The sequence below is a fragment of the Phycisphaerales bacterium genome, from assembly GCA_020852515.1.
Lineage (GTDB): Bacteria > Planctomycetota > Phycisphaerae > Phycisphaerales > UBA5793 > UBA5793.
This window is the reverse complement of the sequence record JADZAS010000002.1, coordinates 312,461-333,626: the sequence shown is the minus strand read 5'-3', so window position 1 is coordinate 333,626 and position 21,166 is coordinate 312,461. Positions and strand designations below refer to the sequence as shown.

The window sequence follows — 21,166 nt, the reverse complement described above, 5'->3', positions numbered from 1 at the left end:
GGCGGGCGGGGCGAATCCTGAACCCTTGCCGCCTCGCCTTGGCAGCCCTAAACTACCCGCTGTCGAAGTGTCGCTCCGGGCTCATCCCGGGGCTGCCCGGCGGATGCCTCGCGGCACGGGGTCGCGGCCGCCGGAACCCACGACACGAGAGGAATTGTTCATGGCTCGCAATTATGAGGCTCCCGTTCAGCCGCGCGGCGGCAAGATCGCCAAGAAATCCGCCAAGGGCAAGATGTACGTCGACTACAAGGATGTCGATGAACTCCGCCGCCTGCTCAGTCCCAACGGCAAGATGTACAGCCGCAAGCGCATCGGCGTCAACGCCCGCGAGCAGCGCATGATCGCCCAGGCGATCAAGCGGGCGAGGTATCTCGGGCTGCTGCCCTATACCGACGCGACGCTCTGAAGTCGATACTGAACTGTCCGATGAATCGCGGCCGGCGAAGCGAATGCCGGTCCGATATTTGATTTGACGTTGTTGCAGCCGAGTCTCCGTCTGAAGGCGGGGAGCGGGGGACCCAATGCCGTGGGTGGAACCACGGCCGGGGCGCAGGGATCGACTCGATCCCAGGCCACTTTCAAGGCCCAGCCCGTCAGCTAACCTCGCAGGCATGTGAAAGGGCACGACTCGAACCTTCGCGCAGCATTCGCTGCCCGCTGTTCCCGTTCGTGCAAATACCGATGGCCAGGCGCAGTTCCGCTGCGCTTTGTTCGCCATGCACTTCCGGGAGTCGGGCATGAAGCGCCGATGGTTGCCTGGTTGGTCGTCGCGGTTTTCTCTTCCACTACACTTCAAGCACGCGCCGGTCCGCGGCTGGCGGAGGCCGGCTCTGGCTGCCGCGCGCGTTGCGACCTGGGCGGTGCTGGCTCCGCCTCGCGCCGGGATGCGCGCCTGGTCGCGTCTGCGCCCGGTGCAGCAGCTCGTCGCCGGCTTTGCGCTCTACACCGCCGTTGGCACGATGCTGCTGTGCCTTCCTCTGGCGCAGAAGGGGTCGCACCACCTCATCGACCACCTCTTCAGCGCCGCCAGCGCCATTTCGACGACGGGTCTGACGACCATCAGCACTGCGGACAGTTATACGCTTCTGGGCCAGTTCGTGCTCGTGGCCATGTTTCAGATCGGCGGTGTGGGGTTCATGACGCTCTCGTCGATGGTGATTCTCGCGCGCGGCAAGCCGCTCTCGGGCTCGCGCGTCGATGTGCTTAAGGCGGGGTTCGCCGTGCCGCACTATTTTGTGATGCAGCACTTTCTGATCCACGTCGTCGTCTTCACCGCCATCATCGAAACCCTGGGCGCCGCGGCGCTCTATGCGCGCTTTGCGGCGCTCGGCGTCGAGCAGCCGCTCTGGCGCGCGGTGTTTCACTCCGTCTCCGCGTTCGCCACGGCTGGCTTCAGCCTGCAGAACGACAGTCTCGAGTCGTTCCGCTCCGACTGGATGCTCAATCTCATCATCGGCGTGCTGTCCTACCTTGGCGCGATCGGATTCATCGTCGCGCAGGACGTGTGGTACTCGATCAAACTCCGCGAACGCCTGCTCACGTTCACATCGAAGGTCATTCTCTCGCTGACGGCGGCGGTCTTCGTCGCAGGAACCCTCGTGCTCTACTTCGGCGAGCCGAGCGTCTCGGAGTTGCCGGCGCCCCAGCGCCTTCTCGCCAGCGCCTTCCAGGTCATGACGGCGTCGTCCACGGCGGGGTTCAACACCATTCCGATCGGCTCCATGTCCGCAGCCGGCCTCGTCGTGATCATGGTCGCCATGCTGATCGGCGCCTCGCCCAGCGGCACCGGCGGCGGCATCAAGACCACGACCGTATCGGCTATCTTCGGCAACCTCGCCAGCGTGTTGCGCGGCCGCGAGCGCGTCGTGTGGCTGGGGCACGAAATACCGCTGGCCCGCGTGTTCAGCGCCTTCGCCGCAGCGTCGCTCTACCTCATCGGCCTGTGCGTGGGAGTGCTGCTGCTGTGCTTCACCGAGACCAAGCCGTTTCTGCCGATCCTCTTCGAGGCGGCCAGCGCGATCGGCACCGTCGGCCTGTCCATGGGCATCACGCCGGAACTGACATTCGCGGGAAAGGTGATCGTCATCGTACTGATGTTCGCGGGCCGCTGCGGACCGCTGACCATCGGCCTGGCGCTGCTGCGCCCGCACGAAGGCGCCGGCGGCGCCCGCGCCGATGACCTGGCGGTGTAGTTGGCAGATCAGGAACCGTGCCGGACTGTGCGGACTCGCTGTACAATCCCGCAATGCCCGACATCGCGTACCAGACGCTCGGGGTGGTTCTCGCGCTGGTCGGCGCGGCGCTGGCCTGGCGGGCGCTCTTTCACGACCGCCCGCGCGGCCGGCGCAGGTGCCCAAAGTGCTGGTATGACCTTCGCGCGAGCGACTCGCTCACCTGTTCCGAATGCGGCTATACGGCCAGGAGAGAGCGGCAACTTTTCAAGACGCGGCGGCGGTGGCGCTGGGCGGTGGTCAGCGTTCTACTGATCCTCCTGGGCGCTTCGATGCCCGTTGTGATCAAAGGCAGGCGCGATGGATGGCCGACGGTGGTGCCGAACACGGCATTGATTATCATGGTCCCGTGGTTCGAAGATGGTTGGCCGATCAACGAGCTGACGGATCGGCACTTCGAGTCTCGGGATTCTGAAGGTGAACTGAAGGATTGGCTCTGGGCGTGGCAGTCGAACTTGCTCGATGCGCGCATTCATGCGGCGCTCACGGACTTCGGATCCCCACGAGAACTCGCAGTCGTCGATGAGGGGCTCCTCCTGCTCTATTGTCGCGACCGGCACACGGCGAAGAAACGACTGGCGATTGACCTGCTCGACCACCCCGATCCCGACGTGCGCTACCTGGCTCTCGAACTGTTCGATGAGCGGGAAACCAGGTCCGAAGTGCGCCGCGCAGCCAGCGACGAAGCCGCTCTGCTGAGGCGGTTGATTGAACTCACTTCAGACAGCGACCAATCTGTGGCAGGACTGGCGATCTTGGCATTGGATATGTTCCCGGATCATGCCGAGAAAATCGTTCCGGTGCTCAGGGCGATTCTACAACAGGATGATCAACCATTGGCTTGGGAGGCCTGCCTTGTGCTTGAGAAGTTTGGAAATGCGAACCGCATCGCGATTCCCGACCTTGTCGCACATCTGAAACCGGGAGACGGGCCCGCGTGGATCGCGCTCGACACTCTCGTCGAGATCGGTGATCTTCCGCAGGATGCAATGGACGCCATTGTGGAAGGTGCGGCCAACGGGCAGCTCGAGATTCGCGGAGATTGTCTCGCGGCACTCTTCGAACTGGAATATCCGCGGGAACAACTCTATCAGATCGCCGTGCAGCAGCTGACGGATCCGGAGGCCCACGTTCGCGGCTCGTCAATCGTCACGCTCTGTCGAATGGACGCATCATCTGCCGCACTGCTTGAGACGATTCTTGCATCAGTTGAAGATGTGGCCGTGGCCAGAGATGTGGCTGGCCAACTCGCACGATACGCCGCATGTGGCGACCTGGCGGTTGCAGTTCTTGTCGCGATCGCTCAGCGTCCCTCCAAAACCGAAGATGAGTGGAGCGCCGCGAGTGCAGCGGTCTGCTCCATGCAGGGATACTCGACACACGCCGCCATCCTCGTGCCCGTTCTCATCGAACTCTGGCGGCAGAACGTGGATGAGTCGTTTCGGCGCATGCAGGATCGCCAAGCCCTGACAATGCAGCGTCAGATCACCAAGGCCACCGCGCGAGAAGACTTCTCAAAATGCATCGCGCAAACGCTTGGATCATTCGGCTCGGCTGCAGTCGTCGCCGGTCCAATTCTCCGAGAGGATGCGAGGCGGCTCAAGACCACAAATCCCGGTACGTACGAGCGGAAGTTCATCGAGACGATCGAAAGTGCAATCCGACAAATCGAGCAGAATGATCGGTAATCGTCCGCCGTCGCCGCCGCGGTTTCCTTGCCGGGTTGCCTTGTGCACGTTCGCGCCTGAAGCGAGCGACCCCCATACCCTCACGCCGACATGGGTGGACGTGGCGATCATTCTCAGGCACACTCCTCGCGCTCCGGGCGCAAGGTCCGCAACGGTCGGAATCTGCTCGGCCAGGGGTTCTCATCGCTGCTGGTCACGCAGTCCCTCGGCGCCGCCAACGACAACATCCTCAAGCAGGTCCTCATCTTCATGGTCACCGAGGGTCTCTGGAAGGACCAGCTCGGCGCCGGCGGCCAGTCGATCATCGCCTGGTGCCTGACGCTGCCTTTCGTGCTCCTCTCGGGGTACGCCGGGCAACTCAACGACCGCATCAGCAAGCAGCGCGTAGCCGTGTGGATGAAGATCGCCGAGATCCCCATCGTGGCCATCGCCGGCATCGGCCTGTGGATGGGCGAACTCTACGTCACGCTCTTCGCGTTCATCGCGATGTCGATTCAGAGCACGCTTTTCAGCCCTGCCAAATACGGCATGATCCCCGAACTCGTGAGGTCCACCGAGCTCAGCCGCGCCAACGGCATGATCAACATGCTCACCAACATCGCGATCATTGTCGGCACGATGATCGCCGGGCCGGTCAGCGACCGTTTTTACCCCAAGCCGCTCGCAGACGGGACGCCGCCGGACGCCGTTCACTGGCTGCCGTTCGTCGTGATGGTGGCCTTCGCCGCGGCGGGCGTGGTCGCCGTGCTCTTCCTGCCCCGACTCAAATCGCAGAACGAGAAGCTGCGCTTCGATCTCAACCCGTTCAGGACGTACTGGGAGTCGATCCGCGAGATGGGCCGCGGGCCGATTCTGCTCGTGGCTATCTCGTGGTCCTACTTCTATCTCATCGGGATGATGGCGATCCTGCTCGTTCCCGAGTACAAGGGGCTGCTCGACGTCTCCTACACCGAAGCTTCATATCTGCTTGGTGTGCTCGCGGTGTCGATCGGCGTGGGCAGCGCACTGGCGGGTCTGCTCTCGGGCGATCACATTGAACCGCGCCTTGTGCCGGTGGGGGCGGCGGGCCTCACGCTGTTTCTGGTGCTGCTGGGCGTCGTGCCCCCGAACACGCGAAACGTGGCGTTCTTCCTTGGCGGGGCGGGAATCTCGGCCGGTCTCTATCTTGTGCCGCTGCAGGCGCTCCTGCAGCAGTTGTCGCCCGACGCCTCGCGCGGCCGCTACCTCGCCGCCGCAAACGCGATGTCATCCATCTTCATGAGCATCGGCGCGGGGATCGTGTGGCTGGCGCGGCGGCCGCTGGACATGGCGGCCAACCGCGCGTTTCTCATCTGCGCCGGCTTCAGCGCCGTCAGCGCGGTTGTGATGTACTGGCGGCTGCGGGTGATGACGCGCAGTTTCCACGCCGCCGGCGCCGAGACGGTGGTGGTGGAGGATGAGTCGCCCTCTGCCTGACCCTCGCGCGCCTGGCGCCGGGCAATCGAGAACCTGATGTAGCCGAGAGAGCGCCTTCATCGCTGTGCGCAGTCCGGCTTTACGCCATGCGCACCCAGCGCAGCAGCGTCATGAAGTTGGGCGCCTTGCCGTGCATGAGGATGCCGATGCGGAAGATCTTGGCCGTCATCCAGATGAACACGAAGACCGCGGCAAAGCCGATGATCATGGTCGCGACCGTCTGCCACACCGGTATCGGCTGATTCGTCCCGAGCCGGAGCGCCATGACGAACGGCGTCATCGGCGGGATGAAACTGGCGATCGTCGCGAAGGTGTCATTGGGCCCGCGCACGATGGGCATCCAGGCGAGCAGGGGCAGCATGACGATCATCATCACCGGTCCCATCAGTGCCTGCGCCTCGCGCATCTCGTTCACGGCGGATCCGATGGCCGCCATCATGCACGCGATGAAGAAGAACGCCATGATGAAGTACGGGAAGATCACCGCCACCGCGCTCCAGTCCACGAGATAGCCGTAGCCCGTGCGCTGCAGGCCGACGATTGCCATGCCCGCGTAAAGCAGCAGCATCGTGAGCGCCACGGCCCCCTGGCCGAGAATCTTGCCCGTCATCAGCTGCATCGGCGAGGTGCCGCTGAGCACGACCTCGATGATCTTGTTGGTCTTCTCCTCGACCGTCGATGTCAGCAGGTATTGCCCGCCGGTGAACGTGCTGATCCAAAGCAGCATCATGAATCCCATGGGCACGAAGATGTCGGCGATCTCGCTCGACTTCACGTTGCCCTCCGACTTGGCTTTCATCGTGGCGACGCGCGGCGGAATCAGATTCACCACTACGCTCTGCACGTCCATGCCCATCTGCGCAAAGCGCTCGTTGATGATGCTCTGGGCCAGGACCGACGAGAGCCGCTCGGAATTGTCCGAATGCATGCTGCTGGAAGTGAGCATCGAGACCGTATCTTGGGCCAGCGGATCCAAGGCGCGCTCATCGATGTGGATCCACGCGATGAGCTTCCCAGAGAGCACGTCCTGGCGCAACTGTTCTTCGTTCTCTTCCTCTGGACGCAGGTCGATGTACTGGAGGGCGGGGACGGGCTGCTTGAGAAACCGCTCGATCTGCCGCTTCGCCGCGGCCACGGCAACCGGGTTATTCTGGGCCCCCAGTTGCTCAAGAGCCTTTTGTGCCCGCTCGTCAAGGTTCTCGCCCGAAGCGAGTTGCACCTGCGCCTCAATCGTGTCAGGGTTGAGCGCGTGCTTGAAGGAGTCGGATACGACGCCCGTTCCATCCATGATCGCGACTGTGCCCGCGAGTTGAGGCGTTTCGGTGCGAACAAGAGCCGGAATCAGGATCGCCGCAGTCCAGATGATGATCGGGAAGACGATGGCGCCGAAGATGAACGCCTTGGTCATCACGGTGGATTTGTATTCGCGCTGGGCAACCAGCAGTGTCTTCTGTGCATTCATGTGGAAGGCCTTCCGGAACAGCGCGACGAGGGGGCGACCCGCCGTGCGCAGTGGTGCATCTGGAACTCAGTGGGCGTGCTCGACGATTTCGACCTCGCCGCTCTCGGAAATCCGCGCATCTTCCACCAGCCGCACGAACACATCTTCCAGCGTCGGCTTGCGGAGTTCGATCTTCTCGAGGTCGGCGAGGTTCATCATCTGCCGCATCGTCTCGATCGGATCGGTGTCTTCATCGAGGTAGACCTCCAGATCGCCCTTGCGCTCCTCGACCTTGCGCACGCCCGAGACGACGCGCGGATCAAAGCCGTTGTGCTCGCCTCGCGTGCGGAGCAGGATCGTGCGCGGATCGAAGCGCTGGCGGATGCCCTCCATCGTGTCGTCGAGCACCTTGCGACCGCGGTGGATCAGGAAGATGCGATTGCAGATCTGCTCGGCCTGGAAGAGCACGTGCGTCGAGAAGATGATCGTCCGGCCCTGATCGTTGAGGTCGTGAATGAGCCGCTGGAGCAGCATCGAGTTGACGGGATCGAGTCCCGAAAACGGCTCATCGAGAATGATGAGTTCGGGGTCGTGGATGAGCGCGGCGACGATCTGCACCTTCTGCTGCATGCCCTTGCTCAGTTCCTCGCACCTCTTCCTGATCACGTCCGGCAGGGCCACGCGCTCGAGCCACTCGGCGGCCCGCTTGCGCGCCTCAGCCTTGTCCACGCCCTTGAGACGCGCCATGTAGATGAGAAACTCGCCAACGCGCATCTTGCGGTAGATGCCGCGCTCTTCGGGCAGGTAGCCGATGCGGTCCTTGCTCTCGACGGCCGACTTCCTGCCCAGCACGGAAATCTCGCCCTTGTCGGGGAAATAGATCGACATGATCATGCGGATGGTGGTGGACTTTCCGGCGCCGTTGGGCCCGAGGAATCCGCACAGGCTTCCCGTGGGCACCACCAGGTCGAGGTCATCCACCGCGACCTTCTCGCCAAAGGTCTTGGTTACGCCGCGAATGTCAATGGCTGCATCCAATGGGATCGCTCCTTGCAGGACTCTCACACCCGCCGCGCGGGTCGCGCGGCGTGGGACTGATAGGGTATACCGGCGAACCGTTGCCTTGGCGTGTCCCATCCGGCAGTACCCGGGGACATTCTGGCCCCAGCGCAACGCGAGAGCAACATCTGCGAAATCGACCTGCCGGATGCTGTTCGAACGGCTCGTGCGGCCGGCCGCGCCGGTACACTTCAGGCATGGCTCAGAACGACTCGCTCTGGTTCTGGCTCAGTTGGATCGCGCTCGGCGCGACCGTTGCTGCTCTCGCGGCTTGCCTGTTTGGTGATGGTCTGTTGCGGCGGTTTGCGCGCAGCCGGCGATGCCCGAAATGCTGGTATGATCTCTCGCATTCACCGGGCTTGACGTGCAGCGAGTGCGGCTACACCGCCACGTGCGAGCGGCAACTGCACAAGTGGCGGAGGCGTTGGCGCGGCGTCGCCTTCCTCGCGCTCGCCTGGCTCGGCGTCTACCTCTGGAACTACGCCCGGGCGATCTACGAACACGGCTGGCTTGCGGGTGTGCCCACGCCGATTCTTGTTCACTTCACCCCGCCGCCTGAACAGGAATACACCAGGCTGGACCGGCCGGAAGGCTGGAGCATGGTGCCACACCCCGTGATCGGCGAAGTTGAGCGGCGCATTGCCTCGGGTGAGGCGTTCTCAAGAGGTGAGTGGCAGACGCTTCTGACCCGAGCCGAGCTCGTCTGGGCGCGCGATCGCTGGCCGGTCGATGTTCCGCTGGAGGTGGGCGTGCGACTGGTCGGGTGGTTTGGAGGTGCGGACTCTTTCGCGCCCTCGATCATCGATGAGGCTGGCAGTGTTGTGTCAAGCAACCTGGCCAGCACGATCTCGCAGACAGGCAGCGGGAGCATAGTTTCCTACGGAGAAGCCGGACTCGCACCTGTCCAAGGTGTGCACCCGGGTCGGTATCATTTGGAGTATGTGATGCAAGGGCCCGGTATGGCGAGCCGGGGCAACCGCATCCGTGTTTCAATACCGATGACTTTTGTGAGAACGGTAGAGGAGGCAATCACGCCCGTTTCCACACCCGAGATCGACTCGTTGGTCGCGGCGCACATGAAGCCGCAGATCTGTTGTCTGCAGGAAGACGACGATCGCCGGTCATGGCTGAATCTCGACCTCTCGTTCATCGACGATGAGCGCACGCGCGGGATGGCGATCGCCGTGGAGGTGGATGTGCTTCGCGATGGTGAAGTCATCGCGGAGAAACTCGCAGATGGTCACTCAGCCGCGTTTGCCTTTCGGCGTGAGGACGATCTGATCGTCCTCGGCTCCCTGGCGTACGACGACCTGAAGGCGGAGCCGGAACGGTACGCGCTGCGCATCCGCGGCAGCGCACAGCGGGCCCTGCGCATTGCCAGCGCTGATTCCTACTGGGCCGGCGAAGTGACGATCCCCTGCGACGAGATCTCCGTCGAGGAGCATTTCAGAGTGTGGTATCGCAACTGAGTCGACTCGAGCCGCGCTAATCGCGGATTACCACCGTGCTCTTCTCAGGTACGAGCATGCCGTAGAGCAGCTTGATGTCGTCGTCATAGAGGCGCACGCAGCCCATGCTCATCTGGCGGCCGATGGAGGTCGGATCGATGGTGCCGTGGATGCCGTAGCCGTCGAGCAGCTTCGTCTGCTCGTCGGTGCCTTCGAGGCCGATCCAGTAGTCGCCGATGGGATTCTTGGGGTCGTTGGCGGTGTAGTGCTCGCCCGTGCGCGGGTTGGTCCACGCGGGGTTCTCAAGTTTGCTGTTGGGCCGCACGCGGAACTGGCCCGTGGGAGTCGAGCCGAGTTCGCCCAGGCCGATGAAGAACGAGCGGACGTAAGTGCGCTGCGTCGAGCCGGCTTCGCCGAGGTACACGTCGAGTCGGTAGTCGCTCTTGTCGATTTCAACGTGGAACGGGCCGTGGATCACCTTGAGATTCTGGCCGAGTCGAATCTGGTCCGGATTGCTCATGCCGTTGATGTGCGCGAGGAATCGGTAGTCGATGGAGTGGTTGCGCGCGATGAACACGAGCCGGTCGCCGGACTTGATGACGTGCGTGCCTGCAAAAGGATCGCCTTTGGTCACCGTCTTGCCGAACACCATCAGGGCGTTGAGTTCAGCCAGGCGCGTGCGGATCTGCTCGGCGGCGATGCCGACGCGCGGGTGAGTGAGCGCTTCGTTGAGCGTGGCTCGGCCCTGCACGAGTTGGCCGGCGGTGATCTCGCGGTCGGCCCGCTCGAGCAGCGCGGCTACGGCGGCGTCGGTGTCGTTGGGTACGAAGGACGGGCTTGGCGCCGGCGTTTCCTTCGCTGGACTCGCCGCCGGACTTTCTTTCTGCGTCGAAACGACAGGTGAGTCTGCCTGGGCGTTGTTCTGTCGTGGTGCTTCACCCATCGTCAGCGGCGGCGCGCCGGCCTTTGCGGCCTCGCGCGCATCTTCCTCGGGCGACTCGACGGGCGCATCTCCAGGGTCGATGCCCTGAGGCAGCATGGGCTCGAGTTCGCGCTGCTCGTTGCGAATGCGGGGCTGCTGGCGCTCGGGTTGCGACTGGCTGGCAAGGTGTGTGTCTGGTTCGCCTGTGGCGGGCTTGCCGTCGTGACCGCCGCTGGCGAGTCCCGCCTCTTGAGTCTCAACGCCGCCGCCGCTTTCGGCGCCGGAGGATGAATTGGGCCAGAGCCACCACGCCGCGAGCAGCAGCACGAGGCCGCCGCCGCCGACGGCGATGAGGCGGTTTCGCCGCGCGCCGCCGCGCGCGTACATGTTGGATCGGGTCGTGCCGGGGCGTGCCATCTGGGAGGCGAGAACCATGGGAGGCTCCGTCTGTCTGGGGCGGGTCTGAAGTTGGATGGTACGTCGCCGCGGGCGTCGCACGGCCGCCGATTCAGCAGATCCGGTGCGGGAGGCGGCGAGCGCGGCTCAGGACCGATGTCCTCGGACCGCCGGGTCGACGGAGATCAGCCGCCGATCGGTCGCGACAAGGTCCATGACGATGTCGTGACCGGCGCGGGGAACGGCGTCGACGATCTGGCAGTCAAAGCACAGCCCTATACATCGGCCGATGAAGCCGCTCTGGCCCAGAAAGCGGTCGTAATACCCGCCCCCGCGGCCGAGCCGGTGGCCGTCTGTGTCAAACGCCACTCCCGGCACAATGACCAGGTCGATCATCTCGACGGGCATCGGGCAGCCGCGCTCCGGGCAGCGCAGGCCATAGCGGTCTTCCACCAGAGAACGATCGTCGAAACTGTTGACCGGAACCGGCCACATGCGGTGGTGGTCCCAGTCGATTTTGGGCAGGCAGACGGTGCGATTGTCCTGATAACACCGCAGGGCGATGTGCGAGACATCGACCTCCTGCGGCAGGGAGGCGTACATCATAATGGTGCGGGCGTGCTGAAACGCCTCGGAGGAGACGAGGTTCTCGCACGCCTGGATCGAAAGACTGTACAGGGCCGGCGGGTCGTAGGCGGCGAGCCGGGCCTTCATCTCGTTCCGCATCGCCTGCTTGGCCTGCAGAAGGCTGCGATCCTGACCGCCCATGCGCCTGGTCTCCATGTCCGCCATCAGGTCGGTAAACCGGCTCGGCTGATCCGACTCGGCGAGTAAAGCGCCGAGCCCACCCTCTGAAGATCGGGCGTTGGCCCGCCGGGTTGAATCATTTCGGGCAGGATTGTCGCGTTTCTGCACGAATTGATCTTTCGCACCTGGCGCCGGCGTGGTTGCGAAACTCGTCCATTTCGGCCGGATTTAACCGCGCTGTCAGGCAAATTCCCGAGCACCCACCGCCGCTTTGTCGCGTAGCCCGGTCACTTTGCGCCAATTTGCTGCCCGCCCGGCGCGTGCATCGCGAGGGTCAAAGTGAGCCACTCGGCACGGTGAGATAGCGCGGGCGAATGCCGCCTCGTCAATGGCAAGTCCATCGCTCGTTCGCGGTCAGGACAGTCGGGCCGCGAACGATGACTTTCTGGATCCGACCAGAGTCTCCACTGCCTCACCAGTTGACAAGGCGATCACCAAGCCGGCGGTCCCGGTCGGGAAAGAAGGCAACGCCGACCGCAGGTTTTCGACAGAGCGAAGCCATCGCTGCGTCCAGAGGTGCAACCCCACTCTCGGATGGAGCGATGATGATTCAGACTCACCTTCGCCGTTGCGGGCTGACGCGGGTCCTGATCCTGCTGCTGATCGGTCTGATGACAATTCACCCTTCAAGCGCCAGCGCCGCTGATCCGCCGGATGATCAGATCAAGGGACAGATTCTCGGCGCGTTGCTGTTCACCCGGGTGGATGTAAGTCTGCATGACCAGCCCTCGCACGAAGCGTTCATGATGCTCGGCGATGCGATCGGCTGGACGGTGGTTGACTACTGGTCGGATGAAGCCTTCGGCGAGCCGGACCGCCCGGACACGCGCATCACGCTCGAAGCGCGCGATGTGAGCGCCGCTCTGGCGCTGGAGATGATCGTCGCGCAGGCTGCGTTTGCCGATGCGCTCACATGGCAGATCGGTCCCGGAGTCATCGAAGTCGGCACCAAATCGCGGCTCTCGACGCGAGGCTCGCGCGAGCAGCGCCTCTACGACCTGAGCGATCTCCTGGCGAGCAAGCCGTACTTTCAAGCGCCCGATCCGGTAGGCGGTCGAAGGCCGTTGCCGAACACCGATGCGTTCAATACGCATTCACATCGGGCCGCTGCGTTGTATGACGGACACATGAAAGCGCAATACCGCGGGGGTGCGGGCGAGATCCGGCAGAGCCGCGGTGAGATCCAGCGCGCCTTGGTGCGCGGCTTTGTCGATCTCATCGAACCAGGCAACTGGGACTTCGGCGATCAACTCAGGAACGTTCTCCCGGCCGATCGACGCTATCGCATGCACACGGAGGCCGAGAACGAACACTGCATCGCGCAGATGCGCATGCTGAAAGATGGCATCCTGACTGTCGCGGCCCCCGACTTCATGCACCGCGCCATGGGCGGCTACCCCAGACCAATCGCGCCTGACCGCGGAACGATCGAAGCGTCGTGGTCGTCGTCGTCGCCGCCGGACGCCGACGGCGAAACCAACTTCATCCGCCTCATTCGCGTCGATACTGCTCCTGGCGCGGCGATGCGCTCCGGCGGACTGCCCGACCCGGTTCCCGTTCAGCAGATTGAACATGAAGACGATGCAGAACGAGGCATCCTGTTCAGCGGAATGAGCAGCATCGAAGAGGTTCGAACGCGGCTGGCGAAGGCGATCGAGTCGCGCATCGTGCCGGTGACGTTGAGCGCTGTGCCCGCCCGCGAGGCGTTTGCGCAACTGAGCCGCGATTCCGGCGTGCCGATCATCGCTCGCTTCACGGAGGACGGGGCGCCATGGGGAATGCCGGCCGATGCGCCGATCACCTTCAGCCACGATCGCATGAGCCTGCGCCTCGTGATCGAATCGCTCGTGAGCCAGTGCAGCCAGCAGGCGGGCTTCGACTGCACCTGGCAGATCCGGCCAGGGTTTGTCGAAGTTGGAACGAAGGAGAGCCTGTCAGTCGATGCGGCTCGCGACCTGCGCGTGTACAACATTCGCGATCTCATGTGGGACGCGCCGAATCTCGGCGGAGGAGGCGCTGAAGCGGTGGGGCGCACGCCGTCGGAGGCGCTCGGGCTCGACTTCGTCGAGACGGTGGTGGGGGCCGTCGAACCGGAGGCGTGGGACTGGGGGCAGGACCCTGACCAAGAGGAGAGCGCGTTCCTCGAGGGTTACAACAAGAACCTGCGGCCGGCGAATGCCGATCCCGCCCGGCCGGCGGTGACGAGCAACGTGCCCATTGGCGCCGGCAGGCAGTTCGTGGCCCACTACAAACCGGCGATCGTCCGCTACTGGGGGGACGTGGTCATCGTCGTGGCGCCCGACTACATCCACCGCCAGATCGGCGGCTACGGACAGCAGCCCAAGTGATCGCACAGCGCCGCTTGCCCGGGGCGCACGCGCCTACGCGATCGTCACGGCCTTGTCGAGATACACATCCTGGATTGCGTTGAGGAGTTTCACGCCTTCGCTCATGGGGCGCTGGAAGGCTTTGCGGCCTGAGATCAGGCCCATGCCGCCCGCGCGTTTGTTGATGACGGCGGTGCGCACGGCGTCGGCAAAATCGCTGCCGCCCTTGCTCTCGCCGCCGGAGTTGATCAGGCCCGAGCGCCCCATGAAGCAGTTGGCGACCTGGTAGCGGCAGAGTTCGATGGGATGATCGCCGGGCGTGAGTTCGTCGTAGACCTTCTTGTTGGTCTTGGCGAACTTGATGGCGTTGAAGATGCCGTTGTTCTCCGCCTGCTTCTGCTTGATGATGTCCGCCTGGATGGTTACGCCCAGGTGATTCGCCTGCCCGGTGCCGTCGGCCGAGACGTGGTAGTCCTTGCCATCGACCTTGAAGGCGCTGTTGCGCAGGTAGCACCACAGCACCGTAACCATGCCCAGCGCGTGCGCTTCCTCAAACCACTCGGTGACTTCCTGGATCTGGCGGTTCGATTCCTCCGAGCCGAAGTAGATCGTGGCGCCGACTGCGACCGCGCCCATCTCGTATGCCAGGCGCACCGATCCGAACGAGATCTGGTCGTAGGTGTTCGGGTACGACATCAACTGGTTGTGATTCAGTTTGACGAGGAAGGGGATCTTGTGCGCGTATTTGCGAGCCACCGATCCGAGCACGCCGAAGGTCGAAGCCACCGCGTTGCATCCGCCCTCGATGGCTAACCGGACAATGTTCTCCGGATCGAAGTAGATCGGGTTGGGGGCGAACGAAGCGCCGGCGGTGTGCTCGATGCCCTGATCGACCGGGAGGATGGAGACAAATCCGCTGCCGCCGAGCCGGCCGTGGTTGAGGATCGTCTGGTAGTTGCGCAGAACCGCGGGATTGCGATCCGAAGCCGCGAGCACGCGATCGACAAAGTCGGGCCCGGGCAGGTGCAGATGCTCGGCGCTGATGCCCTTGCAGCGATAGGAAAGCAGCGACTGGTCTTCGCCGGACAGGTGCTCTTTGACAGCGGACATGATGGTCTCCTTACGTTTCCGGCGCGTGCGGGCGAGAGCCCGGGAACCGACGGCGAGCATTGTACCGAGGATGCCCGCTGTCGCCAGCCCGAGGACGATGGGCCGGGCCTCAGACACCCGAGGTGACGGCGGCTGGAAAGTTGGCGGCTATGGCGGGGATTTGACGAGTTCAGAATGAGGTGTTTTCTCAGATGGCCGTTGCAAACTCAGGGAAAACGAGGTATTGTGTGGTCGCGTTCCGCACGCCCTCGACCTCCGCTGAGGCTCTGCCGGGGCTGGATCGAGGCGGGGAACGTCGGGCGGGACTATTCCGCCGAGTCCGTGGCTGGACTGAACCAACGAGGGGGTTCGAGCAATGGCTGCAAACCGATGGGTTTTAATGCGCCTGGCGGTCTTGGCTGCGGCACTGGGGTCATCCGCAGCGGCCATGCCTCCCGATCGGGGCGCGGAAAGCGCCGAGCGCACGTTCACCGGCGAGGGCGAGCTGACGTGGTTTGGGGCCCGGGCCCTGGCGATCGGTGATTGCGACGGCGACACCGTTGAGGATGTGCTGATCGCAGCGCGCTTCGACAGCACGGAGGGCCTCTATCACAACGGCCGCTGCACGGTGTACTCGGGCGCGACCAGCGAGCCGCTGCTGGTTTTCCATGGCGAAGGAAACGACGACGAGCTGGGTCACCGGCTCGATCGCATCGGCGATCTCGATGGCGATGGCCGAGCCGATGTCCTGCTTGGGGCCTACCAGCACGACAATAACACGGGGCGCTGCTATGCCTTCTCGGGTCGCACTGGCGAGGTGCTGCACGTCTGGACGGGCACGCAGGAGGACAGCTTCTTTGGATGGGATCTCAGCAACGCGGGAGATACCAACGGCGATGGCGTTAACGATGTGATCATCAGCAGCCAGACCTACGACGGCCCCGGCGTCGATTCCGGCGCAGCTTATCTTTACGACGGCCGCTCAGGAGCGCTGATCCACGAGTGGATCGGCGAAGCGGCTGGCGATCTTTTCGGCTTTCGCGCTTCGCCGGTGGGTGATGTGGACGGCGACGGTCGGCCGGACGTCGCCATTGGCGCGCCTGGCAACGCCGAAGGTGGTCCCGGCGCCGGCAAGGTCTATCTCTTCTCGGGACGGACGGGCGAACTCATTCGCTCCTACGTCGGTGAGAATGCGGGCGATGCGCTCGGCGAGCGCGTCGCGGGCGAATTCGACGTCGATGGGGATGGCCGCACAGACGTGCTTATTGGCTCTCTGCATTATTCTCCAGCGAAGCGGAACGCCGGTCGCGTCTACCTCTATTCGGGTCTGGATGGGTCGCTGATCCGCGCATTCGACGGCGAGCGGGCCGGCGACCAACTCGGCCACCGTGTCAAATTCCTCGAAGATATCAACGGCGATGACGTGCCTGAGATCGCCATGAGCGCGACCTACGCGGATGCCAACGGAATCGATTCGGGCAGCATTTTCATCTATTCAGGCGCATCGCGGGAACTTCTCTATCGATACGATGGCGACCTCGCCAATGACCGGCTCGGCCGAGTCGTGCACGGTGTGGGCGATCTCAACCGGGACGGATTCAACGATTTTGCCATCGGATCGCCGTTCGTGACGACCGAGGGTGGCTCAGAGATCGGACGCGCTTACGTTTTCTCTGGGCGCACCGGAAAGCTGCTGCTTCGCCTGACCGGTGAAGCCACGGGCGACCAGTTCGGGTATTCAATCAACAAGGCCGGGGACATGAACGGAGACGGCTTCGCCGACATCACGGTCGGCGCGGTCTACAACGATGCCGGTGGACCCGACGCCGGCCGCGCGTATGTCTTCTTCGGCAGCCCGGTCTATCTGACGCATACGAGCTTTGTCGCCGGCTCGGGCGCGGTGATTACCGCGACTGGCGCGGAAGCGGACGAATTCGTTCACTTGCTGATGAGTCTTCAGGGAGTGGGCGAAGGACCCCAAGTGTCCCAGTTGGGCGGGCTGCAACTCAGTCTCCTTCCGCCCGTGACCGAACAGGCGGCGCGATGGACCGACGCAGATGGCAACGCAGTTTTTGAACTGCAGGTACCGCCCGGAGCGGCAGGACGCACCCTTCACTTTCAGGCGGTCATTCGCCGCGGCTCTCGCGGCAGCGCATCGGTAATGTCAAACACCATCTCGCCGCTCGTTGAGCCGTAGGCGTCTCAGTCGAAGGTGTGCGCTACAACGTGACTGACCTGGCAGTGCGACGCACTGAGCGCCTGAAAGCGCACATTCAGGCCGCTGGCCTGCGATGGCACCATGATCCGAAACTCCGCGCTGCCCTGGGCGTCGGCGCGCATCATGCCGGCGATCTTCGGACTGCGGATCAGGATCGGCGCGCCGCCGCAGCCGCGATTGATGGGCCGCGCTCCTTCCGAATTTCCCCAGACGAGTACGATCGTGGCGCCCGGCTCGGCGCCGGTGGCCAGGATCATGTTCCATTGGCCCGCAATACCCGGCGAGGGCGCGTCGAGGGTGAAGTGATACGGCGTAAGCAGCACGCCGCGCCGGTTGCCGTCAGTGAGTTTGCCCACTGCGGCGATCTGGCCGCCGGAGTTGATGTCCCACGCCTGCGTCAGCTCGATCTCGGGATGCAGCGCATTGAGTTCGTTCAGATCGCTCGCGATGTACTGACCCTGGTCGAGGGTCCAGAGCAGGGCGTGCTCGTAGCCGGCCCGGCATTGGGAATCGATGTTGTACTCGCCGACAATCAGGCCGTCGTCATTGATCGCATGCGGAATCGTCCAGCATGGACTGGGCGCTGGCAGAGCGATGCGCTGCCCGTCGCGCCAGAGCACGGGCCCGACTCCCGAGAGATGACCGACGATCTCGCCCAGGCCATTGATTGAATAGGCGTCGCCGGACGCGTTGAGCGGCTCGCCCCCAAGGTCGATGCGCTGCGAGTTCTGCCACAGGACCGGCCGATAGGCGCCCAGTTCGTTGCGCCACGAACCGACGATCTGGTCCGCCGCGTTCACGTCGTTGGCGGCGCTGGAGATCCCGCCGATGTCGATGACATGCTCGTTGACCCACAGCGATGCATAGTCCGGGCCGAACGCCGCGCAGCGTCCGACGATGCGCGTCATCGGCCATGGCGTGTCCTCCACGGCCATGGCGATGCCGGCGATCGTGTCGGGCAGATTGGAAAGGACATGAATGCCCGAGCCGATTCGCCACGCCGTGGCCTGCTCGAGCGAGTTGGCGTCCGCGAGTGCGTACCCGACGATGATGCCGGTGGTCGGGCTGATGCCGTTGACGACAGCGCCATGGTGATTCGGCGGCGCCGGCACGGCGAAGATCTGGCCGTCCACCCAGGCCAGCGGAGTCGAAGCGCCGCTGAACGGTGTCGAGCGGCCGATGATCCGCGCCAATTCATCCAGGCCGCTGGCGCTGCTCGAGCGGTGGCCCTCGAACGTGGGCACGATCGTGGCTTCGTAGCCGATGACTTCGGGCGGCTGCGCCAAGGCGGGCGGCATGCACAGCGCCGGGAAAATCGAAACGCCGACGACCTTGAGCCAACGACGATTCATGGCGACCCCTCCCCGGCTCGCCGGCGGCAGGTTCTAGGCGCGCGGCGAGGCACTGCTCTTTATCAAGGGTATCGCGCCGCGGGGCGACTGTCGTGTCTGACGGGTGCTCGGCAGGAGTGCCGATTCAGGACTCGGACGGCCGATTACCCGGGCCGGGTAGCGGACCGCGACAAGCTTTGGGGGGAGAATTCTGGTTTTTGTACATTTTTCCCATCTTACCGCTTGCGTTTTATCGGAGCATTCGTTATCTTGAACTGGGCACAGCCTTCCCGGGGGGCGGCGTGACAGGTGAGTCGCGGTGGCTCACGATCAGGCCACGTCGTCATTTCGCCTCTGTTCTACGAAGGAGATTTGTGATGCTTCCCGCATTCGGACCGGTGCGGAGTTGTTGCTCGGCACTCGCCGTCGCGCTGTTCGCTTCGGCATCGCTGGCACAAAACCGCCCGAACATCATCTTCATTCTCACCGACGACCAGGGAGTGGACGCGGTCGAGGGACCCTATTGGCAGCCGCAGTCCAACATCGCCACGCCCACGCTGCGGCGCCTGGCCGAGCAGGGCGTTTCGTTCACGAACTGCCGCGTGAATCCGAACTGCTCGCCGACGCGGGCCGCGCTCTTGACCGGCCGCAGCGCGCTGGAGGCGGGCGTGCCGGGCGTGATCGGCCGCTGGGCCACGGGCGGCATGACGCCGCCGCCGCTGGTGAGCGATGCCGAACTCGACACCAACGAACTGCCCGAAGACGTCTACCTGCTCTCCATGCAGAACCAGGAGCGCACGATCGCCGAAGTGCTTCGTGACAGCGGCTACTACACCGTGCTCATCGACAAGTGGCACGTCGGCTACGACGCATCGCGCGGCGAACTGCCGACGCAGCAAGGCTTCGACGTTTTCTACGACTGGGCGGCCTTCCTCAACGAGGACAATCCCGATGCGGTCGGCGACGAACACGTCGTCCGCGCCCAGCAGTTCGCGGAGCAAGCGGTGCTCAACCGCGCGCCCCAGCACGAGGGCAAGCCCTACGCCCTGTTCTTCCACACCATCGTGCCGCACCGCCGCGACCCCGACAGCAGCGGCCGCGCCTGGTGGGCGGTGGATCCGAGTCTGACGCCGCTCACGGGTTCGCTTGGCAACACCAACTCGGCCCGATTCGCGCAGAACATCGAGGCGCTGGACACGGTGATCCGCCGCATGCTGCGCAATCTCGGCGTGATCCAGTCCAACGACTTCTACGACCCCGACAGCCACGCCGTCGTTTTCTTCCTTGGAGACAACGGCACCGACCCGCTCGTTTCATCAACCGGGCAGCGGTCGAAGAACTCGCTCTATGAGGGTGGAATTCGGGTGCCTTCGTTTGTGCTGGGCGAAAACGTGCCGCGCAACCTCAACACGCCCATCGCCGACGAGCGGCAGATCATTCACGTGGATTACTACGACACGATCTGCGACATCATCGGCGCGCCCGCCAACGTGCGAGACAACCCGAACGGCTCGTTCCCGCGACAGAGCATGAGCTTTGCTGATTCGATCGGCTGGGCCGCGCCCAACTCGCTGCCTCGCCGGCAGTACAGCCTGCTCAGCCTCGGCGACGCCATCTTCCAGAACGGCAACTACCAGCAGATCCAGCGCGTCGCCTTCGTGGGCGAGCAGTACAAGCTGATCTGCAACTCCGGCGGCGCTCAACTCGACGACATGACCGAAGACGAGTTCTACGACCTGCTGGCCGATCCCAGCGAGAACAACAACCTCGTCGCCACCGGCATGGATCAGCAGCAGGCCACCGCCTACTACGACATGCGCGACAAGGTCGCCGATTACTGGCCGTCGGCCATGTCCGTGGCGTTCGATCCCGGCACGCTGTCTCGCTACACCGTTGAGCACTTCGACTCGACGCGGCAGTACGTGCTGGTCGTCTACGTCGAGAACGGCGAACTGACCGGCGAACAGGAGTTCTACGACCTCGCCAGCGATCCGGACCGGCTCAACAACCTCGCCGGCCAGCAGATGAACAGCAGCCAGCAGAACGCGTACGACGCCCTGCAGAGCGAAGTGCTCGTGCTGCTGGATGACGGCGAGTTCTCGCCTGACGTGCGCGTCATTGACCTGCCGCTTTCGGCCACGCTGGTTCTGACGGGCGGCAATTCAATCGTCAACGGGCCGCTCACGCTGGGCCATATGGATGTGGGCGGCACCGCCAAGGAGTATCGCGCGTTCCTCAAGTTCAACGTTAACGGCGTGATGCCCGAAGGCTTCACGATCAATGACGTGACCGACGCGCAGCTCGTGGTCGCCTTCAAGGAAGACTCCCGGCCGAGCAGCGACCCGCTCTACGCCGTTGAAGACCAGGAGACGGGCCTGATCACCGTGCACCGGGTGAATGGCGCCTGGAATCGCAACCCGTGGTCGAACTGGTCATCATCGGTGCTCGGCTCGCTCGATCTGCCGCCGCACGTGATCTGGCAGGCTTCGCATCCGAAGATCCGCACCGTACCGCTGCCGCCGCAGGCGCCGGTGAGTTTCGGGCACAGCGAAGCGCTGCTCGACGTGGTGCGCGAGTGGTTCGACAATCCTCGGAGCAACAACGGCGTGGCGCTGGTGGTCGAACGGCTCAACAACCTGCCCGGCGATCAGCAGGTGAACTTCCTGCGCGCTGCGGGCATCCGCCTGACGCTCGATCGCCGGCCCGAGCCGTGATCGATCGCCTTCGCGGCTGAAGTAACACCCTCGGGGCGCG

The 21,166-nt window shown here is 64.0% G+C and carries 14 protein-coding genes; 8 read left to right on the top strand and 6 right to left on the bottom strand.

Annotation, left to right across the window (positions count from 1 at the left end):
• Positions 1-160 precede the first annotated feature (160 nt).
• From IT430_01525 to IT430_01510, 4 genes are all read left to right on the top strand, one after another.
• Positions 161-406: a 30S ribosomal protein S18 gene (locus tag IT430_01525; GenBank protein MCC6906597.1), complete on the top strand. Its 246-nt coding sequence runs from the start codon at positions 161-163 to the stop codon at positions 404-406.
• A gap of 454 nt (positions 407-860) precedes the next feature.
• Positions 861-2,192, top strand: coding sequence for a hypothetical protein (locus IT430_01520; GenBank protein ID MCC6906596.1), 1,332 nt, complete (start codon positions 861-863; stop codon positions 2,190-2,192).
• A gap of 53 nt (positions 2,193-2,245) precedes the next feature.
• Positions 2,246-3,919, top strand: coding sequence for a hypothetical protein (locus tag IT430_01515; protein MCC6906595.1), 1,674 nt, complete (start codon positions 2,246-2,248; stop codon positions 3,917-3,919).
• Positions 3,920-4,009: 90 nt separating this feature from the next.
• Positions 4,010-5,374, top strand: coding sequence for an MFS transporter (locus tag IT430_01510; protein MCC6906594.1), 1,365 nt, complete (start codon positions 4,010-4,012; stop codon positions 5,372-5,374).
• Positions 5,375-5,453: 79 nt separating this feature from the next.
• Here the strand turns inward: IT430_01510 and IT430_01505 are convergent, their stop codons facing one another.
• Both IT430_01505 and IT430_01500 read right to left on the bottom strand, forming a co-directional pair.
• Entirely contained in the window at positions 5,454-6,836 is a 1,383-nt protein-coding gene (locus tag IT430_01505) for an ABC transporter permease (protein ID MCC6906593.1), read from the bottom strand.
• Positions 6,837-6,902: 66 nt separating this feature from the next.
• On the bottom strand, positions 6,903-7,853 hold the full coding sequence (locus tag IT430_01500; GenBank protein MCC6906592.1) for an ATP-binding cassette domain-containing protein: 951 nt from the start codon (positions 7,851-7,853) through the stop codon (positions 6,903-6,905).
• Positions 7,854-8,071: 218 nt separating this feature from the next.
• Here IT430_01500 and IT430_01495 point away from each other — a divergent pair, with 218 nt between their 5' ends.
• Positions 8,072-9,343 (top strand): hypothetical protein, encoded by a 1,272-nt coding sequence (locus IT430_01495; protein ID MCC6906591.1) that lies wholly within the window; start codon positions 8,072-8,074, stop codon positions 9,341-9,343.
• A 16-nt stretch (positions 9,344-9,359) separates the two neighbouring features.
• Here the strand turns inward: IT430_01495 and IT430_01490 are convergent, their stop codons facing one another.
• Complete coding sequence (locus IT430_01490) at positions 9,360-10,679, bottom strand: L,D-transpeptidase family protein (GenBank protein MCC6906590.1); 1,320 nt, start codon at positions 10,677-10,679, stop codon at positions 9,360-9,362.
• Positions 10,680-10,787: 108 nt separating this feature from the next.
• Complete coding sequence (locus IT430_01485; protein MCC6906589.1) at positions 10,788-11,423, bottom strand: 5-formyltetrahydrofolate cyclo-ligase; 636 nt, start codon at positions 11,421-11,423, stop codon at positions 10,788-10,790.
• 566 nt (positions 11,424-11,989) lie between these two features.
• On the opposite strand from IT430_01485, the gene IT430_01480 reads away from it, so the two are divergent.
• Positions 11,990-13,795, top strand: coding sequence for a hypothetical protein (locus IT430_01480; GenBank protein MCC6906588.1), 1,806 nt, complete (start codon positions 11,990-11,992; stop codon positions 13,793-13,795).
• Positions 13,796-13,828: 33 nt separating this feature from the next.
• Here the strand turns inward: IT430_01480 and IT430_01475 are convergent, their stop codons facing one another.
• Complete coding sequence (locus IT430_01475) at positions 13,829-14,884, bottom strand: class I fructose-bisphosphate aldolase (protein ID MCC6906587.1); 1,056 nt, start codon at positions 14,882-14,884, stop codon at positions 13,829-13,831.
• Positions 14,885-15,311: 427 nt separating this feature from the next.
• On the opposite strand from IT430_01475, the gene IT430_01470 reads away from it, so the two are divergent.
• On the top strand, positions 15,312-17,060 hold the full coding sequence (locus IT430_01470) for an FG-GAP repeat protein (GenBank protein MCC6906586.1): 1,749 nt from the start codon (positions 15,312-15,314) through the stop codon (positions 17,058-17,060).
• 5 nt (positions 17,061-17,065) lie between these two features.
• On the opposite strand, the gene IT430_01465 is transcribed toward IT430_01470, so the two are convergent.
• Entirely contained in the window at positions 17,066-18,433 is a 1,368-nt protein-coding gene (locus tag IT430_01465) for a hypothetical protein (protein ID MCC6906585.1), read from the bottom strand.
• 356 nt (positions 18,434-18,789) lie between these two features.
• On the opposite strand from IT430_01465, the gene IT430_01460 reads away from it, so the two are divergent.
• Positions 18,790-21,126, top strand: a complete 2,337-nt coding sequence (locus IT430_01460) for a sulfatase-like hydrolase/transferase (protein MCC6906584.1) — start codon at positions 18,790-18,792, stop codon at positions 21,124-21,126.
• The last annotated feature ends 40 nt before the right edge of the window (positions 21,127-21,166 follow it).